Raw genomic sequence first — 24,755 nt, 5'->3', positions numbered from 1 at the left:
CAGCGGGTGACTCATCGGCTCAGTTTACAAGCTTTAACTTATTATCTTTGCAGCCTCATTTCCCTTAACATGACCCGTATTTATTTCGACAACGCCGCCACTACAGCCATCGATCCACAGGTATTAGATGCAATGTTGCCTTTTCTGCAGAACGGATTTGGTAATCCTTCTTCTATTTATTCTTTTGGACGGGAAACAAGACTGGCCATTGAAAATTCACGCAAATCGGTTGCAAAGATCCTGAATGCACACCCAGCTGAAATTTTCTTTACAAGTGGTGGTACCGAAAGTTCCAATACGGCTATCACAGCTTCAGTTCGTGATCTTGGTTGTAAACATATCATTACATCTCCTATCGAACATCATGCAACATTGCATACTGTTGAATACCTTGATAACCGTGACGAAGCAAAAGTGAGTTTTGTAAATGTGTTGCCCAATGGTCATATTGATCTTGAACACCTCGAGCAGTTGCTTGCATCAACCGAAGAAAAAACATTGGTTACCCTCATGCATGCCAATAACGAGATCGGCAACATTACCGATCTGCACGCTGTGGGTAATTTATGTAAAATGTATAACGCTATTTTTCATTCCGATACTGTACAAACCATTGGTCATTTCCCGTTCGATCTGCGCAGCACACCTGTGCATTTCATCAGCGGATCGGCTCATAAATTCCACGGACCAAAAGGTGCCGGACTTTTATACATCAATGAAAACGTTCACATCAAACCATATATCCATGGTGGCGGACAGGAACGTAACATGCGTGCCGGTACAGAAAACGTGTATGGCATTGTAGGTTTTGCAAAAGCATTGCAGATCGCAACAGATAAACTCGAAGAGGAGAGTGCTCATATTCAAAGCATCAAGTATTACATGATCGAGCAACTCAAGAAAAATATCAAGGGCGTAAGTTTTAACGGCGACCCAATGGGAAGAAGCAATTACACAGTGCTGAATGTAAGCTTTCCGAAATCAGAAAAATCTGAAATGCTGTTGATGAATCTTGATATGGATGGTATTTGTGCATCAGGTGGAAGCGCCTGCACAAGTGGTGCACAACAAGGCTCGCATGTGATCCGTGCAATCAACAGTAACCCTAATCAGATACCAGTTCGCTTCTCATTCAGCAAATTCAATACAAAAGAAGAAGTGGATGTAGTGGTGGAAAAATTAAAAACATTGATCTAAGGTTTACCGGTAAGGAAGAGTTTTTTTATCGTAATCAAAAATGTTTAAATTTCCTTTTTAAAACATTGATTATGATCCTGCGTAAATTACTGCTTGCTGCTCCCGCAGTCATGCTTTTTGCAAACTCATGTAGAACTGAAGTTGAAAAGAAAACAGAACCTGTTGCTTCCCCGGGCATACCTGAATATGTTTTACAATCGAATATTTATGAGGTGAATGTTCGCCAATACACACCTGAGGGAACATTCAAAGCCTTCGAAGCAAACCTTCCACGCCTCAAAGAAATGGGAGCCGAGATACTTTGGTTTATGCCCATCACACCCATCAGCAAGGTGGATCGTAAAGGCGTGTTGGGAAGTTATTATGCAGTTGCCGATTATACGGGGGTGAATCCTGAGTTTGGCACAATTGACGATTGGAAAAGCCTGGTGAATAAAGCCCATGAACTCGGCTTTAAAGTAATTACTGATTGGGTGGCCAATCATACCGGAGCTGATAACAGATGGATACAAAGCAACCCTGATTTTTTTGTAAAGAAAGATGATGGCACATTGGCTTTTGCGTTCGATTGGAGCGATACACGTGATCTCAACTTCTGGAATCCTGTTTTGCACGACAGCATGATCAACGCCATGAAATTCTGGTTAACTGAAACGAAGATCGATGGATTCCGTTGTGATGTGGCAGGTGAAGTGCCACGTAGTTTCTGGCAACATTGCATTGCTGAACTGAAAACAGTAAAACCTGATATTTTTATGCTGGCTGAAGGTGATGTTGCCTGGTTGCATGATGCAGGCTTTCATGCAAGCTATGGCTGGGACGGTTTTGCCAAGATGAAAAAAGTAGCAAAAGGTGAAGCCAGTGCTAAAGTGTTAGACACAGTGATTCGTCATTTAGATGAATCGTATTCGCCGAACTATATCAAAATGTATTTCACCAGCAACCACGATGAGAACAGCTGGAACAAAGCCGACTATGAAACAATGCCCGGCGAAGTGCATGCACCGTTTGCTGTATTATCACAAACATGGAAAAACACATTGCCGTTGATTTACAGCGGACAGGAAGAACCTTTCCTTGATTCCATTTCATTTTTCTATAAAGACACCATCACATTTGGCAAATACAAGCGTGCTGCTTTTTATAAAACCTTACTTGCATTGCGTAAGAGCACACCTGCATTGGCCGTTGATGCTGTTTATACAAAACTCATTTCTTCAAATGATGATGCAGTTTTTGCTTACACAAGAGAAAAAGGTGGAAAAAAAGTATTGGTGATATTGAATCTTTCCAACAAGCCACAAACAACAACTTTTCAGGAAGCTATAAATGGCCAACCTGAAAATGTATTTCTTGGGAAGACAGAAATTTTGAAAGATGGACAATCTTTTGCTCTGGCACCTTGGGGTTATTTAGTTTACAGCTATTAAGATGTCAGATAAACCAATTGCATACCTGATCCCGATGATTGTTGGAGGATTTGTTTATTGGATATTCTCCGGCTTTCAAGGAAACTATAAGGAACAATTAAACCAGAAAAACAGTAACAGAAGTTTTTGGATTGGTTATTTATCGCACATGATAATAATCACATTGATTGTGATTGCATTATTCAAATAAAAAGAGATGGAGTGACCGGATGTGCTCCATCTCTTTTTCTCATTTCCCTCTTTCAAACTCTTAGCTAATAAATCCCAACGCCTTGATCAATTCATCTGGCAGCTTCGGTAATTTCCTGCGTTCAATTAAATATGTAGATAATGCAGCAAGATCTTTAAAGATGTAATGCTGTTGCACAGCACCTTCTAAATATCCGGCACCGCTGGTATTACCTGTTCCCACACGCATACCAATCATACGGCGCACCATCACATAATGTTTATGTCGCCAGCCTGCCAGCCAATGATCAATTTCAATCAACGTATCAAGTATCTGAAATGAAGTTTGAAACACCGGAAAATCTCGATACAGCATAATGAACAATGCACTTCGCATTGCTGCATCGCTGAATGAACCATCTGCTTGTTTTTCCTGTATAAACTGTGTATCAAAATCAGCCAGCTTATGTTGTTCTCTTTCTGTTAAACTGTTTTGATAGATCGAACGGTAATCGCTCCAGAAAGGATGAAGTTGTGTTGACGGATATAATGCAGCATACCCTTTCCAGAATTTCTCATCAAAGAATGGCATACGCTCCAGCCATTGATTCACCAGTTGAAGAATCGTAGAAGATGTTTCCACCGAATTGATCTCATTAAAATCATTCTGTGCAAAGCCACCTTCGTTGGTGCGTTTATAATAATCATGCTGATGACGCCTTTCCATCTTCAAACCAAGCGTTGCTTCAATTAAACGAAACTGCTTGCTTTGAAAACCCGAAGCAGGAGTCAGGAGGTTCCGGAATTCAAGAAAATCCATCGGCGTCATTGTATCAAGAACTGTTACCTGTTGATTTAGTAATGCAAGAATACTTGTTACACGCTTTAACCGATGACGACAAAGATTCAGGTCTTCACTGTTATCATCAACCTTTTCTTTGCTGAATACTTTTTTTACAAAATCCAGCTCGAACAAAATTTGTTTAAACCATAATTCATAAGCCTGGTGAATGATGATGAACAACATTTCATCATGTGCAGGTTCCTGTCCTTCAGCAAAACTTAAAGGGTTTTGGCTGTCGAGAATTTTTTCAAGCTGTAAATAGGAAGGGTAGTATTGACCGTTATCAGGTTTCATATGCTTTCGTTAAGGCGGCAAGGTTAAAGAAATTTCATGAACTTATATCTGACTGCAGTTACTTTGCCATACGAATTCGTTTATTTAACCGTTTTAGCAAATAACGCACCCTGTGTAAGACTGGCTTTATTTTTGCAAAACAAATAATATCATGCAAAAGAAACTCATCTTAACCTTACTCTCTGTTATAGCCTTTACTGCACTTACTGCACAAGACCTTCGATTAAATCTCTTTGGTGGATTGGCCAATTATAACGGCGACCTTCAATCGAAACCGCTAACATTTCAGCAGGCCAGGTATAGTGTTGGGCTTTGGGCCAGTTATGATCTTAACCCATTTGTGATGTTACGTGGCGGGCTTCATTTTGCCGAAGTCAGAGCCGAGGATCGTTTTCAATCGAATCCGGCCAACCAATTACGCAACCTCAGCTTTGCCACAAATATTATTGAATTACATGCCGGTGCTGAATATCATTTTCTGGGTATGACCGACAGGGTTTTCTCGCCTTATGTGTTTGGCGCCCTTGCCGGCTTTCACTACAATCCTTACGCATACGACCAGGCCGGGAACAAAGTTTTCCTGAAACCACTTTCAACAGAAGGACAGGGGTTGGCTGGTTATCCCGATCGTCAGCCATATAGTTTAGTTCAGTTTACAGTTCCATTAGGTGTTGGTGTTCGTATGGTGTTAACCGATCGTATTGATATTGGAGCCGAGTTTGGCTATCGCAAAACATTTACCGATTATATGGATGATGTAAGCCGTTCTTATGTTGATCAGGCTGTATTATTGGCTTCACGTGGACCAAAAGCTGTTGAAATGGCTTTTCGTACACCGGAAGTGCCCGGTCATTCAATCGATCCGTATCCGGTTGATCTGGAAAAAAGAGGTGGCTCTGAATTTAAAGACAATTACTACTTTCTCGGTTTAACATTAACCTATCGCATCACCGGCGGCGACCGTACCGGAGGCCGTTCAAGTGGTGGACGTAGCGGGGGCAAACGCCGTTCAAGTTTGGGTTGTCCAACCAACGTTTTTTAAACGGTTTTTTCTGCTAAAAAATCACCCCGGTTTTCTTATCCACAAACTGCAATAAATTGTTGAAAAACAGTGAAAATAAAGGCTGTTTTTCTGTCGGGTTCCGTATGCTTTTCGGTATCTTTGGCCGCCTCAATTTAAGCGACATTTTAAGCTATGGATCAAACAGAAAATACAATGGAAAACGGGCAGGATAGAAATGGTCGTATCATTCCCGTAAATATCGAAGAGCAAATGAAAACTGCTTACATCGATTATTCGATGTCAGTGATCGTTGGCCGTGCGTTGCCCGATGTAAGAGATGGATTAAAACCCGTTCATCGCCGCATTTTATATGCCATGAACGAACTAGGTTTGCAATACAACAAAGCCTATAAGAAAAGTGCGAGAGTGGTGGGTGAGGTGCTTGGTAAGTATCACCCGCATGGCGATGGTTCTGTTTACGATGCAATGGTGCGTATGGCCCAGGAATGGAGCATGCGTTATACATTGGTTGATGGACAGGGTAACTTTGGTAACCAGGATGGTGATGGCCCTGCAGCAATGCGTTATACCGAGGTGAGAATGGAACGTCTTACTGAAAGTATGCTGGGCGATATCGACAAAGAAACAGTCGACTTCCAAAACAACTTCGATGATTCCGAAAGAGAACCTTCGGTTCTTCCTACACGTATTCCTCAATTATTAGTGAATGGCTCAAGTGGTATTGCCGTTGGTATGGCTACCAACATGATGCCGCATAACCTTGGTGAAGTTATTGATGGTTGTATTGCGTTTATTGATAACCGGGAGATCACCATTGATGAATTGATGACCCATGTAAAAGCTCCTGACTTTCCAACAGCAGGAACTATTTACGGAATGGAAGGCATTAAAGCCGGTGCACATTTTGGACGTGGCCGTGTGGTGTTGCGTGGTAAACTAACCATCGAAACAAAAACAAGTGGCAGAGAACAGATCATCATTACAGAAGTACCTTACCAGGTAAACCGTGATGCATTAACAGATAAGATCGGTCAGCTGGTGAATAATAAAGTGATTGAAGGTATTGTTCATGTGAACAATGAAAGTAACCAGAAAGAAGGTACACGTATTGTTGTTGACTTGAAGCGTGATGCTGTTGCAAACGTGATCGTTAATCAACTGTTTAAGTTTACCGAACTGCAAACATCGTATGGCATCAATAATGTTGCTATTGTAAAAGGCCGGCCAAAGACACTAAACCTCAAAGAACTTATTTCGGAGTTTGTTGACTTCCGTCATGAGGTTGTTGTACGTCGTACGAAATTTGAATTACGCAAGGCGCAGGAGAGAGCACATATCTTATTAGGTTATCTTATTGCATTAGATCATCTTGATGAAGTAATTGCACTCATCCGCAGTTCTGCAACACCAGATGTTGCTAAAGAAAATCTGATCAATGCAGGTTGGGGCCTGGATGAAATACAAGCCAAAGCAATTCTTGAACTCCGTCTCCAGCGTTTAACCGGCATGGAGCGTGATAAGATCAAGAATGAATATGATGAGTTAATGAAACTGATCAATCATTTGAACGAGCTTTTATCAAACGAAACCATGCGTTTCGACCTCATCAAAACAGAGCTGCTTGAAATTAAAGATAAGTTTGGTGACGAACGTAAAACTGAGATCACTTACTTAGATAATGAAGTGCGTATTGAAGATCTCATTAAAGAAGAAGATGTGGTGATCACCATTTCACATCACGGTTATATCAAACGTACTTCGGCTAACGAATACCGTCAGCAACGCAGAGGCGGCAGGGGAGCTATGGGTAGCAAAACAAGGGAAGAAGATTATGTAGAACATCTCTTTGTTGCATCTACACACCATACACTTTTATTCTTTACCGAAAAAGGAAGGGTGTACTGGCTGAAGAGTTATGAAATTCCTGAAGGCGATAAAACAAGCAAAGGCCGTGCAATTCAGAACCTGATGCAATTACCGCCTGATGATAAAGTGAGAGCAATTATTGATGTAGCCAATATCGAAGATGAAGAATTTGTGAAGAATCATTACATTGTATTGTGTACAAGAAAGGGGATCATCAAGAAGACACTTTTGGAAGACTTTAGCAGACGCCGTGCAACCGGTGTTAACGCCATCACCATCGTTGAAGGTGATGAATTACTTGAAGCGAAGATGACCGATGGCAGCAGTGAGATCATGATGGCGGTGAAGAGTGGTCGTGCAATTCGTTTCCCTGAAGAAAAAGTAAGACCAACAGGTCGTGGTGCCATTGGTGTAGCAGGTATTGAAGTGGATGATGAGAATGATGAAGTGGTTGGTATGATTTGTGTAAACAGGGATGACACAAGCCGCACTGTATTGGTAGTAAGTGAAAAAGGATACGGAAAGCGTACACCGGTTGATGAATACCGGATGACCAACAGAGGCGGTAAAGGTGTAAAAACAATTAACGTTACCGATAAAACAGGTCCGTTGGTTGGTATGCTTGAAGTAACCGAGAAAGAAGATCTGATGATCAGTTGTAAGAGCGGCATTACCATTCGTATGAAAGTGAATCAGATCAGCGAACAGGGACGTGCGACACAAGGTGTAAAACTGATTCGGGTTGATGAGGGCGACGAAATTGCAGCAATTACCCGACTGGATGAAGAGGAAGAAGTAGCAGATGCAACTGATGTACTACCTGAAGCATCTGATAATTCAGATAACAACATTTCTGACAACTCAGATAATAACACAACAACAACGACCGACGAAACGCCTGAATCATCTGACAATCAGTAAAAAACAATAAACACAAAAAATAAAGAGATGAAAAAATTTCTTTTCTCAGCGGTTGCTGTACTGTTTTGCCTGGGTCTTTCTGCACAGGATGTAAAGAAGATCCGCAATGCCTACGATAAAAAGGATTGGCCGAAAGCAAAAGAGGCAGTTGACCTTGCTTTAGCGAATGAAAAAGAACAAAAGAACTGGGAAGCCTGGTATTACAAAGGATTGATCTATGGCCAGATCGCCAAAGATGCCAATCTGAAAGCTACGGTTCCTGATGCGTGGATGCAGTCGTTTGATGCCTATCAGAAAGCAATGGAGCTTGATCAAAAGCAGGCAGAGATCTTTATGATGACCCGCCAGTACCCGGTATTTGAAAATTACCTGGAGCTCCAGAAAGAAGCTAATCAACTATACAATAGCGGCAACTATCAAGGAGCTTTAGATGGTTATAAGAAAGCCGACAAAGTTGGTCGCTTCATCTACAAAAACAAATGGGCGCTGAGCGAAGTTGATACGATACTTTATTATTATGCAGGGGCTGCTGCCATGCAATTAGAAAATAAGGAAGAAGTGGTATCGTTCTTTCAGAAATTAGCTGACGCAAATATTGGTGGCGAAGGTTATGATGTAGTTTACCGTTACCTCGCTTATTATTACGAACAAAAGAAAGATACGGAAGCTGCAAAAAAATATGCAGAATCAGGACGTAAGCTCTATCCAAAAGATACCTATTACGATCGTATTGAACTTGATAAGATGCGAAAGAGCGGTGCCGATGCATTAGATATCTTTAAAAAGTATGAAGGTATTGTTGCAACAGACCCCAAGGATTATGAATTACGTTACGATTATGCAGCCGAGATATTTAACTGGCTCTACATGGATTCTAAAGCAACGGCTGAACAAAAACCGGAATACTTCGGTAAAATTATTTCAACATTAAAAAATTGTATTGAAATTGATCCTAAACAACCGGATGCACATTTGCTCCTCGGCAAAACATATTTCAATGAAGCTGCAGCTATGCAGGATGAAATGAAAAAGATCAAAGGAACAACTCCGGCCGACACTCAGAAGAAGACCGAGATGAAAAAACAAATGGAAGAACGCATGAAAGAATCGCTTCCACATCTTGATAATTCACTGAATATTTATACTGCAATGTCTGCAGATCAGTTAAAAGACAAGCGTACAAAGAACGAATACAAATCAACGTTGTACCTGTTAACTGAAGCTCATCGCTTCCTTGGCAACAAGGATAAAGAAAAAGAATTTGATGCGAAATACCAGGCGTTGAATCAATAAACCCGGTGTTCTGTCAACTTAAAAGCTGTCGTTATACGACAGCTTTTTTTATTACATTTAATAAACAGAAACAATAAGCTATGTCATTGAAATTGAACCGAACAAGCTTTGGCGATCCGAAAAATAAGGACAATGTTTTAAATCGGGAAGAGGTATTTATGTTGTTGTCAGATTGGGTTAAAAATGAGCGTTTGCAACTTCACATGAAACAGGTTGGCCATTTGATGAAATGCTGGGCGCTGGAAAAAGAAGGGTTATCCGAAGCTGATCAATGGCGATGGGAAATGGCTGGTTTATTACACGATGCAGATTGGGATCTATGGCCCGGTGAGCATTGCAAAAAGATCATTGAAGAACTGGAAGCCAGGAATATCGATCCGGAGATTATCCGGGCAATTGCAAGTCACGGACCCAATCATTTTGGAGTTGAGCCGGAAACAAAAATGGACAAGATGCTGTATGCGTTTGACGAACTCAGTGGATTGATTCACGCATACAGTTTAATGAGACCCGAAGGTTATGTAGGCATGGAATTGAAAGGCGTTAAGAAGCGACTGAAAGAGAAAAGCTTTGCTGCTAATGTAAACCGGGATGAGATCATGGATGCATTAAACAGGGCAGGTGTTGAACTTGACAGTCTGGTTCCGTTCATCATACAGAAGCAACAAATGTCAGATTAAAATTGCCTGCCTTTATACCTGTTTAACATAAAAGTTAGTTATAAGGTTTCGTTGCAACTTGGGTGTTGCATTTGCTTTTTATGCCAGCTTATGACTTTGCATTGAGGGGTGGCAAAAATGAATGAGCTGCCATGTGTGTTTGCTCATTTTTGCCAACCCTCAATGCATTGGAATTTGCGGGTATTGCAACGAAAGCTGATGAACTTAATATTATGTTACACAGGTAGCCCTTGTGTAGCAAGGTTCGTAAGTTTTGCAATAACGAACCTTGCGGAGTTAGCTTTCAACAACCATAACGAAGCAGGGGAAATAGGCCGCAAGGCCTCCTGTATTATTTCTTTGTAGTGTCGGTTTTCTTTAAAGGAGCTTCTGTTGTATCTAATGGTAAGGAAGAAGCTTTCAACTTGGAAGTATCTGACTTTTTGGGAGAAAGTAGCTGATTTAAACTATCGATCCTTTGGTCTAATTTCTGCACTTTTTGCGATAATTCTTGTTGGGTCAATAACCATAGGGTTAATGATACTGCTAGTCCCATTATTGATGAAATAGCAGCTGAACGCACGTCTTTAAACCATGCCTTTTCAGTCCAATGTTTTTTCATAATTGTATACGGCCTAAGCTCAGACTCTGACATTAGTTTATACTTATCAGTCCGTAACAAAGTGGCAAGAATAGTGTCCATATCCTCAACATCTGCATACAACTCTTTTGTTTCTTGTCTTTTTTTTGCAAGAAGTATTCTAATGTCACATTGATTTTTGAGTTTCACTATTTCCTTTATTTCCAAAAGAATTGCTTTTAATCTGTCATCAGTTAATTCTGCCATAGCGTGGTGTTATCGATTAAATATTTGTAATTATGGCCTTAGTTCCCACGAGTGGGTGGGCTGTTATGGTTGTTGAAAAAGGGCTGTTTAACATAATATTAATTATACGAATAATTAATTACTAAAGTATTCAAGCTCAGTGGCTAAATCAAGATGCGGATGCTGTTCCTGTAGTCGTTTTGCGAGTTCGTAGTGCTTCTGCAGGAACTGTTTATGAAGTTGTGATGTGGGATGAAATGCTTTATGATTTCTTGCAGTTACAAGCTGGCGAATTTCTTTGATTAATTGTTTTGTGGGTTCAGTAAACGCATACTCAGAAAACTTTTCCATCACAAATTGTGTGGCGGCATAATTCGGATGCGCCAGATCAATATCGTAAAAACGGTAATCACGCAACACATCGATCACCAGTTCATAAGCCGGAAAATAAAACAGCCGGTCGAACTTGTTTACCAGGTGATGCACCGTTTCCAGTAAACGGGCTTTGCTGCGGTTATTCTCAACTACGCCGTCCCTTAAATGTCTTACCGGACTGATGGTGAAAATGATCTTCAGCTTAGGATTGAAGTGAAATAACTGGTGGATGGTATTATCCAGCTGGGCTACCTGTTCATCGATTGGAATAAGATATTTCTCAAACCACTGCCCGGGTGCTTTGTGACAGTTGGCCACAAAACGGCCATTATCAACCAGTTTGTAAACAAACGAAGATCCCAGGGTAACAATAAGCCAGTCAGCTTTTTTGAGGAATTCATGAGCGGTGTGTTGAGATTGGTTTATTCTCTCCAAAGCCTGTTTCTGATCAGGTTCTGAGAATTGACCATGATGGCTCCAGCTTTGCCAAAGCTCATTATAATAAAACAGATCGTCGCCGGAATATTGCTTATCCTGTATATAAGAAACAAGACTACGGCAGACACTTATTGGCTCAAACAGAATACCATTTGGATTTTGTAACACGTTAAATTTCAAATCACTCAGATTATTTCCGATATGCTCGGTAAAGCAACTTCCAATCAGTAAAACCGAGTGTTGATGGGTGATGGGTGCCGGTAATGGTTTTATATCAATATTCGCAATCAGGTTCATTAGTTAAATATTTCGCCAGCAATCAGCAGGCTTTTTTGTAAGGCCTGTTTGTTCAGTTGCAGACTGTTTGTTTCTTCAAAATATCCAATCATTTTTTCTGTATCCATATTACCCACTAACTCGTCATCGGCCATGGGGCAACCGCCAATTCCTTTTAATGCTCCATCAAAACGCATGCAACCGGCTTCGTAAGCAGCTGCCAGTTTCTCACGCCAATTATTACTTGTTGAATGAAGATGCACACCAATTTCAGTTCCGGGTAATTGTTTTACAAGGTAACCGGTCATCCGTTTTACTTGTTCTGCTGTGGCTAAGCCAACAGTATCAGCCAGTGAAATGGTTTCAATACCTAATTCAACTAACTGTTCCGCATAGCTGAAAACGATATCTTCCGTCCAGGGGTCGCCATACGGATTACCAAAACCCATTGAAAGGTAGACCACCAATTGCTTTTTGTTCTTGATACAAAGCTCCTGAATAGCCTCTACCCTTTTGAATGATTCATTGATTGAGCTATTGGTATTCCGCTGTTGAAATGTTTCAGAAACAGAAAAAGGAAAGCCCAGGTAACTGATCTCATCAAACAAAACTGCATCTTCCGCTCCCCTTTCATTTGCTATGATTGCCAATAGCTTCGAGGTTGAATCTGCTAATTTAAGTTTAGGTATTACCAGGCTGGTGTCGGCCATTTGTGGAATGGCTTTTGGTGAAACAAAACTGCCAAAGTCGATGGTATCGAAACCAACTTCCAATAATGCATTGAGATACCTGATCTTTTGCCCGGTAGGAATAAAGGTCTTCCAACCCTGCATGGCATCACGTGGACATTCAATAAGTTTAATGGATTGTTGCGCCATAACCGGCACAAAATTAAGCGAAGAGAATGGTATTAAACTTTTAAAGCATTTACCTTTTCCCGCATGGCATTAAAGAACCGGTTACGGTCTTTCTCACCGGTTGCACTGATTTGCGATGAGCGACTGACCAGCGTAAAGAAGTTGGCGAATGCCTTTTCATTAAAGCGGGCATCCTTTGTAATGAGATAACTCAACACATTGTAGGTTACAAAAGAAAGCTTCTCCTCGTTTAATTCAAGCAGAATGGTGTTACTGCCAATGATCACTTCGTTTACATAAAACTGAAGTGGCGCCCTGTAAACAATTTCTGAATCTCCTGGCATAAACTTGATTCCCTTCTCTACTTCCAGCTCAATATGATCAAGACATTTCTGGAAAGAATCAATAACGATATTCAAATCCTCTGGATGTTTAAAATATCCACCTTCCTTATAATACTTTAACTGACTTAATGTACTGTTGATACTTTCTGCATTCCATAATTCCAGAGAAGGGATTTTGTTATACTCACGGATAATTTCCTGACCAAGATGATAGCAATCCAGTAAAGGAAACTCTTCAAGCGAAAATAATTTGCCTTTGTACTCAGGCATATCCTTGATGGTCTTACTCCAGAAAAAAGTTTTAAAGGCCGCAATTTCAGGATATAAATAAAAATGATAAAACGTAATGTCTTTACAGAAATACAACATCCGCTTGTTTGCAAATGAATTAAAATACTTCATGTACTCCAACATTGCTTTCAGGTATTGATCAAATGAAATACGTTCATCATTTATCTCCGGGGCCCGAAAAACAACCAGCTCATTTTGTAATTGCAAAACCTGGTCAATAGATATTTTAAAATGATGACTGAGTGTTTTGAGTTCAGAAAGCGAAACTTCTTTCTCACCCCGAATACGTCGGTAAGCACTGTCGTTACTGATATTGAGTAAATCAGCAACCTGATCAACCAATGAAATATGGGAAGGCAACGAAGTCTTAATGTACTGGAATAACAGTACCTGGGGGTGGTTCGTATCCATAATGCTGGTTTTTGGGTTTTCTGCAAATGAGTACCTGGTGATTTGCAGAAATTAATAATTACTGTTAAGGTAGTTAGATTTTTCGCAAATCGCAATACCGTGTTGAAGGTACAACTGGACGGTTTGTGGTATTAACCGCCAAATTGAAAAATGCACATGTGCAAAGCAATTAGGAAAGGCATATCGGCGGAAGTAGGTTTGATATGTCAATTGACAAACTATCACTAACAATTAAAACTTAAAAAAATGAAAAAGACAGCACTCGTCGCCTTAACAGTTTTGTTTATTACAATAACCAGTGTGGCGCAAAGTCCTAAGGTAAAGTTTGGGATTCATGCCGGTACATCTATTGCTAATATGAAATATGAAGAGGATGAATATTCATATTCACCTAAATCAATATTTGGTATCCAGGGTGGTTTTGTGGCCGACTTACAATTAAGCAAGCACTTATCACTCCAACCGGGAGTAAATTTTGTTCAGAAAGGAATGAAAATTAAAAGTGATGAAGGCGGATCAAACGACAAATACAGTGAGCGTATTAACTCAATTGAAGTTCCTCTAAATATTCTTTTCAATTCTAATATCGGCTCAGGCAATTTTTTTGTCGGCGCAGGCCCAACAGTTTCGTTTGCTTTAGGAGGAAAATATACCGAGGAGTATGGCGGAGAAACTGATAAAGGAAATCTGGAGTTTGGAAATGATGAAATGGACGATGATTATCGGGCACTGGACTTCGGTTTAAATGGCATGATCGGTTATGAATTTAAAGGAGGCTTCTTCATGGCTGCTAATTATAATATTGGGTTACGTAACCTTATGCCCGGAGAAGATGAAGATTATGGGAAAGTGAAGACAAACTACGTTGGTTTAAGGCTTGGATATTTTTTCAATCGTAAATAAATAAAAATATTGTGAGTAAACTTTACACTCATTAAAAGTATTCAACCAAAACCCCAAAGAACGAACAGGAAAGAAGCCGGGTGAATTGCTATCTCCCGGCTTCTTTAAGGGAAACACTACAATTCATCTTCGCACTAACAATCAAAAAATAAGAAAATGAAAAAGATTATAGCAGGTATTATTCTACTACTTATAACAAGCGATACAAATGCCCAGACACCACAGCTATATGCTGAATTAGGAGGGCCCAGTGTTGCAGGAATAAACTTTGATACAAGATTCGCTAAAAAAGAAAACGGGATTGGCGGCCGAGTGGGTATTGGTGGATTCGCAATTGATGGAGATGGACTTCTTTTTATTCCGGTTGGTATTAACTACCTCGTTGGAAAGCCAGATTCAAAAAACTTCCTTGAACTTGGACTTAACGTAACCTATGTAAGTGCAACAAGCGATGGAGAAGAAGCTGATACCAACAATAATTTAGCAGATACCTGGGGCTCTTTTACATTTGGCTATCGGTATCAACCAAAAGAGCCCGGTGTTACATTTCGTGTAAGTGTAAACCCGTTTTTTGCTTTTAAGAATGCGGTTTTCTGGCCTTTTTATGGTGGCATTTCTGTTGGCTATAAATTCAAATAACAGCATCGCTCACCATTAAAAATCCACAAATGGAACACAACTTAAACCCAAACAAAGGCGATTACAAATACATACTTGAAGAAGAACAACGCAAAGAAACCGGGGAAGTTCCAACTCACCCGCTCTCTTCAAAGCAAAGTTTAAGCGATCGCTTCCGGAACTGGATTCTTGTTCTCTTCATGAAACTTTCGAAACGAACGGACCAGATCAAAATCTCTGCACCTGTACTCTTCGAATTCTTTTGCTGACCAAAGCACTACTACTATCACCAACTAAAGCAGTTTATTATGCGATTCTCACATTTACTTATTATAATAACCGTATGGATGAAATCAGAAGTAAAAGCCCAGGTTACTACTCCAACACAAACCATACGTGGCCGTATGGTTGATGCTGAAAGCCAATCGCCGGTTAAAGGCGCAACAGTAAGTATTGCGGACAGTCAATTCTCAACTTTCACTGATTCATCAGGCAATTTCAGCTTAACCAATATTCCGGTTGGCCGCCAACGTGTACAAGTAAGTTTTGTTGGCTTCCAGATCTATCTGTCTGATTATTTTATTCTCAACTCTGCAAAAGAAACTGACTTGCAGATCACATTGATTGAAGAAAAGAAAAACCTGGGACAGATAACGATTACGGGCACCCGAAACCCAAAATTACCTGTCAATAAATATGCACTGGTGAGTGGCCGTTCTTTTTCTGCGGAAGAAACACAACGCTTTGCTGCAAGTGCCAACGATCCCGGTCGTATGGCCATGGGCTTCCCTGGTGTGCAACCAAGCAGAGACAGCAGGAATGACATCATCATTCGTGGTAACAATCCTGTTGGCATGAACTGGCGACTCGAAGGATTGGATATTCCAAACCCCAACCACTTTGCCAGGAGAGGAAGCAGTGGCGGTGGTATCACAATCTTTAGCTTAAGTGTTTTAGATCATTCAGATTTCTATACAGGCGCACTTGCTGCTGAATATGGTGACGTGCTTAGTGGTGCTTTTGATGTGCACTTTCGCAAAGGCAATCAGCAAAAAGCAGAACATACATTCAAAGCAGGAATGATCGGTCTTGAATTTTCAACCGAAGGTCCAATTCAAAAAGGCAGAAGTTCTTACCTGGTCAACTATCGTTATTCATTTCTTGATATCCTGAATGCATTCGGATTAAACCTTGTTGATGAGCGTGAGCGAAATAAATTCCAGGATGTTTCCTTCAATCTTGCTTTCAATAATAAGAAGAACACAGTGCAAACAAATATCTGGGGTATGGGTGGATATAGTAAAGAAACTTTTCTCGCTGTAGAAGACACAGCGCAATGGAAACAGTATGATGATTATGCTGTTTACGAAAACAGTACGTTAATGGGCGCATTTGGTTTCGGACAAACCATTAAACTCAACACAAAATCATTTATCAAAACATCGATTGCAGTGATGGGGCAACAGATCAAGTGGGTTGATGATACACTTACCAAACAACAGGTAGCGACAAAAGTGAATGACGAGCTGTATAACAATAACCGTGTTTCAGCAACTGTTTCATTTAACCACAAAGTAAATACGGTTATTAATTTTAAAGCAGGTATGTATGCAAGTTTACTGGATTACAAGTTTAATAAAGGCAAATGGAATTATTCAAACAACTCGTTTAAACCGAACGTGATCATGGGTGAAGGTAACAGCTGGTTATTACAACCCTATCTTCAATTCGGACTAAAACCAAACAACCGGATCCTGATAAACCCGGGTGTACATACCATGTACTTTGGGCTGAATAAACAGTTTGTTGTTGATCCACGGTTGTCAATACAATATCGTTTCTCTGCAAAAACTAATCTTACTGCTGCGTATGGATTACACAGCAAACTTCTTCCATTAGGATCATATTTCTATCAATCAGGTTCTTCTTTTCCAAACAAGGATCTGAAGATGATGCGATCGCGTCATTACATCCTTGCATTTGATCAAATGCTTGGAAAAAAGTGGCGCTTTCATATAGAGGCTTACCACCAGCAGTTGTTTCAGATACCGGTTGCAGACAACATCAACAGAACATACTGGATATTGAACGAGATGGAAGGATACGCCAACGAACCATTGGTAAGTAAAGGAAAGGGAACAAACACAGGTGTTGATCTTTCATTGGAAAAATTCTTCTCTAAAGGTTTATTCATGATCGCATCAGTCTCTGTGTTTGATTCAAAGTTTATACCGTTGGATGGGAAATCATATAACACACGATTTAACTCACGCACAAGTGCATCTTGGGTTGGTGCAAAAGAATGGAAATTGAAAAAGAACAAAGTGTTACAGGCCGGTTGGAAAGTATTATATAATGGCGGCGTTCCGCTCTCCCCTCTCGCTGCTGTACAAAACGGAAGTACAAGGCAACCTGTGCTGGATGAAACAAGACCTTATTCTGAATACACTGATGCCTATTTCCGCACCGATGGGCGTATCTCACTTCGAAAAGATAAGAAGAAGATCAGCTGGCAATTAGCACTTGATATTCAAAACCTGTTTGCGCAAAAAAACATTGACCCGTTGGGAAGAAGATATGATCCAACAACCAATCAATGGACATTTAAACAGCAATCGGGCATTGTTCCAGTGTTGAGTTACCAGATAGATTTCTAAACTTTTTAAAACAGAAGCGATGAAATATAAATTAACATCAACAGTAGTTTTGCTAATGTTGATACAATCACTTACAGCTCAGATCGATTCAAGCAATGTGCCTAATACAGGAATTGCCCAAAATTCTGATTACTGGATGAAAAAGGCAAAACAAAGCAGAGCGATTGGTTGGGTTTTGTTAGGTGCAGGGACGGTAGTTACAATGATTGTTTCGAATAAAAATTACACAGATTCCGGCTCACCATTAGATGGTGTTGCCGCAGCAGGAGATAATGCAATAGGTATGCTTATAACAATTGCATGCGGCACTCCATTCTTTATAAACTCCATTGTTAAAAAGAAAAAAGCCCGACTCTTACTAAAACAGGAGCAAGTAATGTTCAATCCTTATAATAAAAAGAGCCTGAATTTATACCAGGCCGGAATTACGATCGATTTCTGATTTTTTTTCATCTTTAAATAAAATATCCAGATCATGAAAATTCTGATTACAGGTGCTACCGGACTACTTGGGAGTAATCTTGTTCGGTTATTAGTTGATCGTGGCTATCCTGTTGGAATCTTCGTTCATACGAGGTCTTATAAGACAACTCTACAGAACTTGCCAGTAAAAAAGCACTTTGGTGACATTCTTGATATGGAGTCAGTTGAGGCGGCGGTTCAGGAATATGACATACTGGTGCATGCTGCTGCTATCACCGATTACTGGCCATCACGTTCAAAAAAAATCAGAGAAGTTAACATTGAAGGCACGAGAAATATTATCAATGCTGTAAAAAAATTTAACCTCAGGCGTCTGATCTATATTGGCTCGGGCATCGCCAGTAATACACCTTACAGCAAACAGCCTTCACAAACAATACTTCCCTTTGCCGGTGCGAAATATAGATTGGATTATGTCGATTCAAAATATATCGCATTGCAACTTGTACTAAATGCTGCCAGGCAAGATGCTGTGCCTGCATTGGCAATACTCCCCACTTTTATGATTGGCCCATATGATTCGTTACCAACATCGGGCAAGTTGATTCTTGCGTTGGCCAGACAGAAATTAAAATTCTACACAAGGGGTGGCAGAAATTTTGTGGATGTACGGGATGTTGCAACAGCGATTGCCAACAGCATAGAGAAAGGGCAAATTGGAAAGTATTACATAACAGGTAACGAAAATCTGACTTACAAAGAGTTTTTTGAAAAAGTTACAAACGTACTTGGTGTACCTGCGCCACCATACTTATTATCGGACAGTATTACAAAATTTGCCGGCATTGTAGGCAGCCTTAAGGGAGGGTTGCTCGGAAGCAAACCTTTCATGAGCTATCCGGCAGCAAAAGTTGCCTGCGATAAAATATATTTCAACTGTAACGATGCTGTTGATGAATTGGAGATGCCGCAAACTCCTATTGAAACAGCCATAAAAGAATGTTACGATTGGCTTAATGCAAATCAACATTTAATTTAATATCCAGAAATTTGAGCATGCTTATTTAAATGGTTTTAAAAAAACCAATTGAAAAGCTATCGCTTTCCTGTGGAATGGTTGTTAATGGTTAAATGAAGAGAGTAATCAGCAGCACATATTCTATGGGCAAATGATTAACCCCGTTGCTTCATTGCTTCGTATAATATCATGGCCGTTGCTACACCAACATTCAAACTTTCAAAATCTCCTTTCATGGGGATTTTGAAAGTTTCATCACATATCTTCATCAAACCGGGAAAAACACCTTTCTCTTCCCCTCCCATTACAATGGCACAGGGTTCTTTAAAATCGCAGTCATAAATACTTTTTTTCGCCGTCATTTCACTTGCAAATACACGCATGCCATTGAGATGAAGATCGTCAACGGCTTTCATTAAACTGTTCACTCTGCAAACAGAAATCAATTCTAAAGCACCCGCACTTGTAAGAATTGCATCTTCATTCAATGCCCCTACTCCTTTGTCAGGTATGATGATAGCTTGAGCACCACAACATAATGCAGTGCGTGCAATACCGCCGATATTCCGGATATCAGTAACACCATCAAGAATCACAAACATCGGTACTTCGCCTTTTGCTACTACCCAATCAATTACCTGTTGCAGATCCTGATAGCGGATCTTTGAAAGTTGAGCAATGCATCCCTGGTGATCGCTTACATTAAAACTGTTTAGTTTTTCAACCGGCACTTTGTTTACCGGAACCTGTTGTTTAAAAGCGAGCTTTTGAATTTCTTCTGCAACATCGCCGTGCAACGTATTCTGCATGTAAATACGATCGAGTTGCTTGCCTTCCTGTAATGCTTCAAGCACAGGAATACGACCGATCACTAATGACGATTTCTTGGGACGTTGCTGTTTTTGACGGAACTGTTTCACGTTGCAAAGAAACATAAAAAAGAAACCCACAAACCTTTCGGTTTATGGGTTGAACCACATTGATGGTTTTGTTTGGGTTATTTTAAACCGAAAGCTTTTTTCACTTTCGATACGTAATCTAATTTTTCCCAGGTAAACAGTTCCACTTTTACTTTTTTCACTTTACCATCGGGGCTCTTGAATGTTTTTTCAACCACTTCAGGAACACGCCCCATGTGACCATAAGCTGCAGTTTCGCTGTAGATAGGGTTACGTAATTTTAAACGTTGTTCGATAAAGTAAGGACGCATATCAAAGATACCTTCAACGATCTTTGCAATAGCACCATCACTCAAGTCAACCTTTGCAGTACCGTAAGTATTTACGTTAATGGAAGTAGGTTTTGCAACACCAATTGCATAAGAAACCTGTACCAGTACTTCACTACATAAACCCGCAGCAACTAAATTCTTTGCAATATGACGTGTAGCATAAGCAGCAGAACGATCTACTTTAGAAGGATCTTTACCGCTGAATGCACCACCACCATGAGCACCTTTACCGCCATAAGTATCAACAATGATCTTACGACCGGTTAAGCCAGTATCACCGTGAGGTCCGCCAATTACGAACTTACCTGTTGGGTTGATATGATATTTAATATCGTTGTTAAACAACTTAGCGTATTTCTTATACTTTGATTTGATACGTGGGATCAGGATATTGATCACATCAGCTTTGATCTTAGCAAGCATTTTTGCTTCAGCATCAAAATCATCATGCTGTGTAGAGATAACGATCGCATCAATGCGAACCGGCTGGTTGTTATCATCATATTCCAATGTTACCTGGCTCTTTGCATCGGGACGCAAGTAAGGCATTTTTGAATTCTTCTCACGACGGATAGCTGCCAATTCGATCAACAGGTTGTGTGCAAGATCCAATGCCAAAGGCATGTAGTGTTCTGTTTCGTTGGTTGCATAACCAAACATCATACCTTGGTCGCCGGCACCCTGTTCTTCTTTCTTTTTGCGGTCAACACCTTGGTTAATATCAGCACTTTGCTCATGAATGGCGCTTAACACACCACATGAGTTTGCTTCGAACATATATTCACTCTTGGTATAGCCGATCTTCTTAATTACACCACGGGCAATTTCCTGAACATCGAGGTAAGCTTTTGAACGTACTTCACCAGCCAAAACAACCTGGCCGGTAGTAACCAATGTTTCGCAGGCCACTTTTGATTGTGGATCAAATGCAAGAAAATTATCAATGAGTGCATCACTGATTTGGTCAGCTACTTTATCAGGATGACCTTCAGAAACTGATTCAGATGTAAATAAGTAAGGCATAATAATGAGTTTAGATGTTCCGTTATTTTTAGTTCGGAAAGGCGCAAAGATAAGCTGTGAAACAATTCAAAACTTACGGCTTTGAGTAATAGATACGCACATACATTTTTTGCGTTGGGTGTGAGCCCCCGCCAAGTTGCACACGACCGTAAGCTAACGGGTTAAGGTATGTGGAACTGGCTTCTTTTGCAGTAAAATGAACGATGTATGGAGCCGAAAGTTTAAAGTCCCTTCGGGTTGTTTTATTGTTTACAAGGTTTTGAATATAGCTCGTCATATTCAAACGATATTCAGAAATAAGATTGTTCGATGCGTCCCTTATAAAATTGGTTCCCCCACCGGTATATTCATAATCGAAGGTGTACATCGTATCCAGTTGCTGATTTAAGGTAGAAGCCGGTGTCATATAATATTGCTCATCGAAAGGAATTGGCTCTACAGCTCCTGAAGCTGAAAAACTGGACATATGCAGGAAAGGCGGCATAAACATATTTTCAAGAGTCAATGGACCTTGATAAACCTGCTGGGCAACCAGCTCTGCACGATGAATGATATAAGAACCTCTTGTTAAAGTATCAAGGCCCGGAATTGAAACACGAACTGCAGTACCCGGTGCGGTTTGAACATACACAAGACTCGATGGCACACCGGCAGTTAATACAGGCTGAGCGGTGCTACCTGCATAATTGCGATGTACTTTGTTTGCATTAGCACTACGGATGGTATCATTTACGAAAGTGAAACGAGCTACAGTTGTATCATCTTTTCCTTCCCTGTTCTTTTGTCTGTAATAAAGGTTAAGCCTGGTTGTTTGCCCGGTAAGCTGAAAATAATTGATCACATTTCCGCTGGTAACAGAATCGGCAATAACAGCAAAACCATTAAGAAAATTCTTAAAAGTTGTATCGTTCTGAAAAGCACCATTTACATTGTTCTGATCTAATAACAAACGACCAAACGCATCACTCAAACGAATACGTAATTGATTGAATACGCTGTCCTCTTTGTAAGCTGCACGGTAAGGTCTCCTCATATCACCTACTGTAACAGAAGCCGATCCAAGAAAATCTCCCGTGGAAAAATTTGGAGCGTCTGTTAAACGGTATAATCTGTTTGCTTTAAACGTTGGGTCGCTGATCTTGTAAACATTCACTTTTGAAACAGCTGAGGTATCTCCATATGCACCTGTGAAAGATAAGGATAGCACACATGAATCCAGAAAAAGACTGTCTTTTGATACAGCATACGAGAACGGATAAAGACTAGGCAGCAACTGCAGATACATAGAAGCAGTTGTGGTACCAAACATAGGGTCATTAATATAGCCTAATAAATGTTGATCGGCTTTACCTATGTATGTTGAATCAATCTCAAGATAGTTGGTTGTTGTAACCGGAAGTATAATTGTATCGGTTATCAAACGATCAGTGCCGGGCAACAGATCACCTCCTAAAGTTGTACGCTCTAACTTTGTACAACTGCTGATAAGGATCACAATAAATAAAGGAACAAAGAAAAAGGAACTTTTACTGCGCATTTCCGGTGTGAGAAAACTCATAGAATGATGACAATATTATTTCGCCGAAAGGTCGGTATATAGTTGTAAATAGTCTGTTAAATCACCGTCTGGTTTAAAAGGCAACACTTTCTTTCCACGCACTTTGTTGAACTCTTCCAACAATTTCTTGTCAACCTTTTCAGCACCAAATGTAATTGCATCGGCATACGTTGCACCACCACGGAACATGGCTGTGTTATTCGCATCCTTGTAAGGTTCAAGATCTTTGTCTTTAATACTTGCATGAATATTTGCAAGCTTTAAAAACTTAGCACCAAGTTTTTCCTTGAATGTATTTTGACCTACAGTGTAAATAAGTTTGCTGTTTCCAAAAACCGGTTCTTTCTTGTACGCTGTTTGCAGATACATAGGAATCAAACCAGTCATCCAGCCACTGCAATGAATAATGTCAGGAGGCCATCCGAATTTCTTTACAGTTTCCAGAGCTCCTTTACAAAAGAAGATGGTACGGAGATCATTATCATCAAACCATTTTTCATTTTCATCATGATAAATGAACTTGCGTTTGAAAAAATCTTCATTCTCGAGGAAATAAACCTGCAAACGTGCATTGGGTAAAGAAGCAACTTTGATCTGGAGTGGATAATCATCATTATCAACCGACACATTGATACCGCTGAGCCTTACTACTTCGTGTAAACGGTGACGACGTTCATTGATGACACCGAAACGGGGCATAATACAACGAATTTCGAAACCACTATCATTTGCTTTGATCGCCAGCTGATTGACAATTGAAGAAAAATCTGTTTCTTCAAGATACGGCGACATTTCACTGGCAATAAATAAAATTCTTTTCTTTGCTGCTACCATTACTGATTGTTAAAGAATCGTTACCTGTTTAATAAGGTGTGCAAAGGTAGTGGATTTTAGGCAAAAGCCTTGTATTTGGCAAGTTTTGCCCTTAAAAAACAACATTCATGCTCATTTTTCATACCGTTCAGCAATTACAGAAATACCTCGGCCCGCAAAGGCAGAAAGGCTTGATAACGGGGTTTGTTCCCACAATGGGCGCCTTACATCAGGGCCATTTGTCATTGATGGAAGAAAGCAAAAAAGCTACTGACTTGACCGTTTGCAGCATTTTTGTAAACCCTACCCAATTCAACGATCCGAAGGATTTTGAAAAATACCCGGTTACGATCAGTACAGATGTTGAGTTGCTTTTGAAGATCGGTGTTGATGTACTATTTCTACCATCGGTTAAAGAAATCTACCCCAACGGAACAAATGATCAGCCGCATTACGATCTGGGATTTTTAGAAACAGTGCTTGAAGGCAAATATCGTCCAGGCCATTTTCAGGGAGTTTGCCAGGTAATGCATCGTTTGCTAGAAATTGCCAAGGCGGATCATTTGTTTATGGGTCAGAAAGATTACCAGCAATGCATGGTCATAGATCATCTTATCAATACAAAACACATACCTGCCAAACTTCATATTGTTCCTACCCTTCGTGAAACCGATGGGCTGGCCATGAGCAGCCGTAATATGCGTTTAACAAAAGAAGAAAGGCAAACAGCCCTAGCAATCTTTCAAACACTAATACAAATGAAAACGGAGTTGCAACCCGGTGCTTTGCAAAAGATAAAAGAAAATGCAACAGCTTTTCTTACAGCAAAAGGATTCAGGGTTGATTACGCAGAAATTGCCCATGCTGATTCGCTTGCATTGCTAGACAACTGGAATGGCAACGATCCTGCTGTAGCATTAATTGCTGCTTATATTGGTGAAGTTCGCCTTATCGATAACATGCAGTTAACTGCTTAACAAAAGCTTTCAAAACTTTC

General features: G+C 40.3%; 22 protein-coding genes. 13 read left to right on the top strand and 9 right to left on the bottom strand.

All coding sequences use genetic code 11. The features are described from left to right. Nucleotides 1–69 precede the first annotated feature (69 nt). Entirely contained in the window at nucleotides 70–1,197 is a 1,128-nt protein-coding gene (locus tag VK159_RS18525; protein ID WP_324231658.1) for a cysteine desulfurase family protein, read from the top strand. A 71-nt stretch (nucleotides 1,198–1,268) separates the two neighbouring features. After that, the gene (locus VK159_RS18520) at nucleotides 1,269–2,627 is read left to right on the top strand and encodes an alpha-amylase family glycosyl hydrolase (protein WP_324231657.1); all 1,359 of its coding nucleotides are present in this window, start codon (nucleotides 1,269–1,271) and stop codon (nucleotides 2,625–2,627) included. 250 nt (nucleotides 2,628–2,877) lie between these two features. On the opposite strand, the gene VK159_RS18515 is transcribed toward VK159_RS18520, so the two are convergent. After that, nucleotides 2,878–3,933 (bottom strand): tryptophan 2,3-dioxygenase family protein, encoded by a 1,056-nt coding sequence (locus VK159_RS18515; protein ID WP_324231656.1) that lies wholly within the window; start codon nucleotides 3,931–3,933, stop codon nucleotides 2,878–2,880. Nucleotides 3,934–4,084: 151 nt separating this feature from the next. On the opposite strand from VK159_RS18515, the gene VK159_RS18510 reads away from it, so the two are divergent. The 4 genes from VK159_RS18510 to VK159_RS18495 all read left to right on the top strand — a co-directional run bounded on the left by VK159_RS18510 (nucleotide 4,085) and on the right by VK159_RS18495 (nucleotide 9,717). Next, entirely contained in the window at nucleotides 4,085–4,975 is an 891-nt protein-coding gene (locus VK159_RS18510) for a DUF6089 family protein (RefSeq protein ID WP_324231655.1), read from the top strand. Between the two features lie 153 nt (nucleotides 4,976–5,128). Continuing rightward, nucleotides 5,129–7,744 carry a DNA gyrase subunit A gene (gyrA, locus tag VK159_RS18505; RefSeq protein WP_324231654.1) on the top strand — a complete coding sequence of 872 codons (2,616 nt, stop codon included), beginning with the start codon at nucleotides 5,129–5,131 and terminating at the stop codon, nucleotides 7,742–7,744. Nucleotides 7,745–7,771: 27 nt separating this feature from the next. Next, complete coding sequence (locus tag VK159_RS18500; RefSeq protein WP_324231653.1) at nucleotides 7,772–9,037, top strand: hypothetical protein; 1,266 nt, start codon at nucleotides 7,772–7,774, stop codon at nucleotides 9,035–9,037. Nucleotides 9,038–9,117: 80 nt separating this feature from the next. Further along, entirely contained in the window at nucleotides 9,118–9,717 is a 600-nt protein-coding gene (locus tag VK159_RS18495) for an HD domain-containing protein (protein WP_324231652.1), read from the top strand. 331 nt (nucleotides 9,718–10,048) lie between these two features. Here VK159_RS18495 and VK159_RS18490 read toward each other — a convergent pair whose 3' ends face one another. The 4 genes from VK159_RS18490 to VK159_RS18475 all read right to left on the bottom strand — a co-directional run bounded on the left by VK159_RS18490 (nucleotide 10,049) and on the right by VK159_RS18475 (nucleotide 13,514). Next, nucleotides 10,049–10,543, bottom strand: coding sequence for a hypothetical protein (locus VK159_RS18490; RefSeq protein WP_324231651.1), 495 nt, complete (start codon nucleotides 10,541–10,543; stop codon nucleotides 10,049–10,051). 114 nt (nucleotides 10,544–10,657) lie between these two features. Continuing rightward, on the bottom strand, nucleotides 10,658–11,632 hold the full coding sequence (locus VK159_RS18485) for a GSCFA domain-containing protein (protein ID WP_324231650.1): 975 nt from the start codon (nucleotides 11,630–11,632) through the stop codon (nucleotides 10,658–10,660). Further along, entirely contained in the window at nucleotides 11,632–12,489 is an 858-nt protein-coding gene (locus VK159_RS18480; protein WP_324231649.1) for a hydroxymethylglutaryl-CoA lyase, read from the bottom strand. Before VK159_RS18480 ends, VK159_RS18485 begins: the two co-directional genes overlap by 1 nt. Before the next feature lie 32 nt (nucleotides 12,490–12,521). Then, complete coding sequence (locus tag VK159_RS18475; protein ID WP_324231648.1) at nucleotides 12,522–13,514, bottom strand: hypothetical protein; 993 nt, start codon at nucleotides 13,512–13,514, stop codon at nucleotides 12,522–12,524. Nucleotides 13,515–13,760: 246 nt separating this feature from the next. On the opposite strand from VK159_RS18475, the gene VK159_RS18470 reads away from it, so the two are divergent. The 6 genes from VK159_RS18470 (at nucleotide 13,761) to VK159_RS18445 (ending at nucleotide 19,154) form a co-directional block, all read left to right on the top strand. Continuing rightward, entirely contained in the window at nucleotides 13,761–14,417 is a 657-nt protein-coding gene (locus VK159_RS18470; protein ID WP_324231647.1) for a porin family protein, read from the top strand. Between the two features lie 156 nt (nucleotides 14,418–14,573). Further along, nucleotides 14,574–15,056, top strand: coding sequence for a hypothetical protein (locus VK159_RS18465; protein ID WP_324231646.1), 483 nt, complete (start codon nucleotides 14,574–14,576; stop codon nucleotides 15,054–15,056). A 29-nt stretch (nucleotides 15,057–15,085) separates the two neighbouring features. Continuing rightward, on the top strand, nucleotides 15,086–15,304 hold the full coding sequence (locus VK159_RS18460) for a hypothetical protein (RefSeq protein WP_324231645.1): 219 nt from the start codon (nucleotides 15,086–15,088) through the stop codon (nucleotides 15,302–15,304). Between the two features lie 78 nt (nucleotides 15,305–15,382). Further along, nucleotides 15,383–17,692: a TonB-dependent receptor gene (locus VK159_RS18455; RefSeq protein ID WP_324231644.1), complete on the top strand. Its 2,310-nt coding sequence runs from the start codon at nucleotides 15,383–15,385 to the stop codon at nucleotides 17,690–17,692. A gap of 19 nt (nucleotides 17,693–17,711) precedes the next feature. After that, entirely contained in the window at nucleotides 17,712–18,134 is a 423-nt protein-coding gene (locus VK159_RS18450) for a hypothetical protein (RefSeq protein ID WP_324231643.1), read from the top strand. A 33-nt stretch (nucleotides 18,135–18,167) separates the two neighbouring features. Beyond that, nucleotides 18,168–19,154, top strand: coding sequence for an NAD-dependent epimerase/dehydratase family protein (locus VK159_RS18445; protein WP_324231642.1), 987 nt, complete (start codon nucleotides 18,168–18,170; stop codon nucleotides 19,152–19,154). 134 nt (nucleotides 19,155–19,288) lie between these two features. Here the strand turns inward: VK159_RS18445 and rlmB are convergent, their stop codons facing one another. The 4 genes from rlmB to VK159_RS18425 form a co-directional block, all read right to left on the bottom strand. Next, entirely contained in the window at nucleotides 19,289–20,083 is a 795-nt protein-coding gene (gene rlmB, locus VK159_RS18440) for a 23S rRNA (guanosine(2251)-2'-O)-methyltransferase RlmB (RefSeq protein WP_324231641.1), read from the bottom strand. Nucleotides 20,084–20,130: 47 nt separating this feature from the next. Continuing rightward, nucleotides 20,131–21,387, bottom strand: a complete 1,257-nt coding sequence (gene metK, locus VK159_RS18435) for a methionine adenosyltransferase (protein ID WP_324231640.1) — start codon at nucleotides 21,385–21,387, stop codon at nucleotides 20,131–20,133. Nucleotides 21,388–21,460: 73 nt separating this feature from the next. Next, a complete protein-coding gene (locus tag VK159_RS18430) occupies nucleotides 21,461–22,945 on the bottom strand; it encodes a DUF4270 family protein (RefSeq protein WP_324231639.1) in 1,485 nt (494 codons plus the stop codon). A gap of 15 nt (nucleotides 22,946–22,960) precedes the next feature. After that, on the bottom strand, nucleotides 22,961–23,779 hold the full coding sequence (locus tag VK159_RS18425) for a glycogen/starch synthase (RefSeq protein WP_324231638.1): 819 nt from the start codon (nucleotides 23,777–23,779) through the stop codon (nucleotides 22,961–22,963). Nucleotides 23,780–23,886: 107 nt separating this feature from the next. On the opposite strand from VK159_RS18425, the gene panC reads away from it, so the two are divergent. Beyond that, a complete protein-coding gene (panC, locus tag VK159_RS18420; protein ID WP_324231637.1) occupies nucleotides 23,887–24,735 on the top strand; it encodes a pantoate--beta-alanine ligase in 849 nt (282 codons plus the stop codon). Nucleotides 24,736–24,755: the final 20 nt, after the last annotated feature.

The organism is Lacibacter sp. (assembly GCF_035299325.1).
In the GTDB taxonomy this organism is placed as follows: domain Bacteria; phylum Bacteroidota; class Bacteroidia; order Chitinophagales; family Chitinophagaceae; genus Lacibacter.
This window is presented reverse-complemented; position numbering and strand designations above follow the sequence as displayed.

Coding starts and splice junctions, on each gene's coding strand:
- VK159_RS18525 (WP_324231658.1), top strand. CDS start 70: ATGACCCGTATTTATTTCGACAACGCCGCCACTACAGCCATCGATCCA.
- VK159_RS18495 (WP_324231652.1), top strand. CDS start 9,118: ATGTCATTGAAATTGAACCGAACAAGCTTTGGCGATCCGAAAAATAAG.
- VK159_RS18455 (WP_324231644.1), top strand. CDS start 15,383: ATGAAATCAGAAGTAAAAGCCCAGGTTACTACTCCAACACAAACCATA.
- VK159_RS18510 (WP_324231655.1), top strand. CDS start 4,085: ATGCAAAAGAAACTCATCTTAACCTTACTCTCTGTTATAGCCTTTACT.
- VK159_RS18480 (WP_324231649.1), bottom strand. CDS start 12,489: ATGGCGCAACAATCCATTAAACTTATTGAATGTCCACGTGATGCCATG.
- VK159_RS18425 (WP_324231638.1), bottom strand. CDS start 23,779: ATGGTAGCAGCAAAGAAAAGAATTTTATTTATTGCCAGTGAAATGTCG.
- VK159_RS18515 (WP_324231656.1), bottom strand. CDS start 3,933: ATGAAACCTGATAACGGTCAATACTACCCTTCCTATTTACAGCTTGAA.
- VK159_RS18490 (WP_324231651.1), bottom strand. CDS start 10,543: ATGGCAGAATTAACTGATGACAGATTAAAAGCAATTCTTTTGGAAATA.
- VK159_RS18465 (WP_324231646.1), top strand. CDS start 14,574: ATGAAAAAGATTATAGCAGGTATTATTCTACTACTTATAACAAGCGAT.
- VK159_RS18470 (WP_324231647.1), top strand. CDS start 13,761: ATGAAAAAGACAGCACTCGTCGCCTTAACAGTTTTGTTTATTACAATA.
- gyrA (WP_324231654.1), top strand. CDS start 5,129: ATGGATCAAACAGAAAATACAATGGAAAACGGGCAGGATAGAAATGGT.
- VK159_RS18500 (WP_324231653.1), top strand. CDS start 7,772: ATGAAAAAATTTCTTTTCTCAGCGGTTGCTGTACTGTTTTGCCTGGGT.
- VK159_RS18430 (WP_324231639.1), bottom strand. CDS start 22,945: ATGAGTTTTCTCACACCGGAAATGCGCAGTAAAAGTTCCTTTTTCTTT.
- VK159_RS18485 (WP_324231650.1), bottom strand. CDS start 11,632: ATGAACCTGATTGCGAATATTGATATAAAACCATTACCGGCACCCATC.
- metK (WP_324231640.1), bottom strand. CDS start 21,387: ATGCCTTACTTATTTACATCTGAATCAGTTTCTGAAGGTCATCCTGAT.
- VK159_RS18475 (WP_324231648.1), bottom strand. CDS start 13,514: ATGGATACGAACCACCCCCAGGTACTGTTATTCCAGTACATTAAGACT.
- panC (WP_324231637.1), top strand. CDS start 23,887: ATGCTCATTTTTCATACCGTTCAGCAATTACAGAAATACCTCGGCCCG.
- VK159_RS18460 (WP_324231645.1), top strand. CDS start 15,086: ATGGAACACAACTTAAACCCAAACAAAGGCGATTACAAATACATACTT.
- VK159_RS18445 (WP_324231642.1), top strand. CDS start 18,168: ATGAAAATTCTGATTACAGGTGCTACCGGACTACTTGGGAGTAATCTT.
- VK159_RS18520 (WP_324231657.1), top strand. CDS start 1,269: ATGATCCTGCGTAAATTACTGCTTGCTGCTCCCGCAGTCATGCTTTTT.
- VK159_RS18450 (WP_324231643.1), top strand. CDS start 17,712: ATGAAATATAAATTAACATCAACAGTAGTTTTGCTAATGTTGATACAA.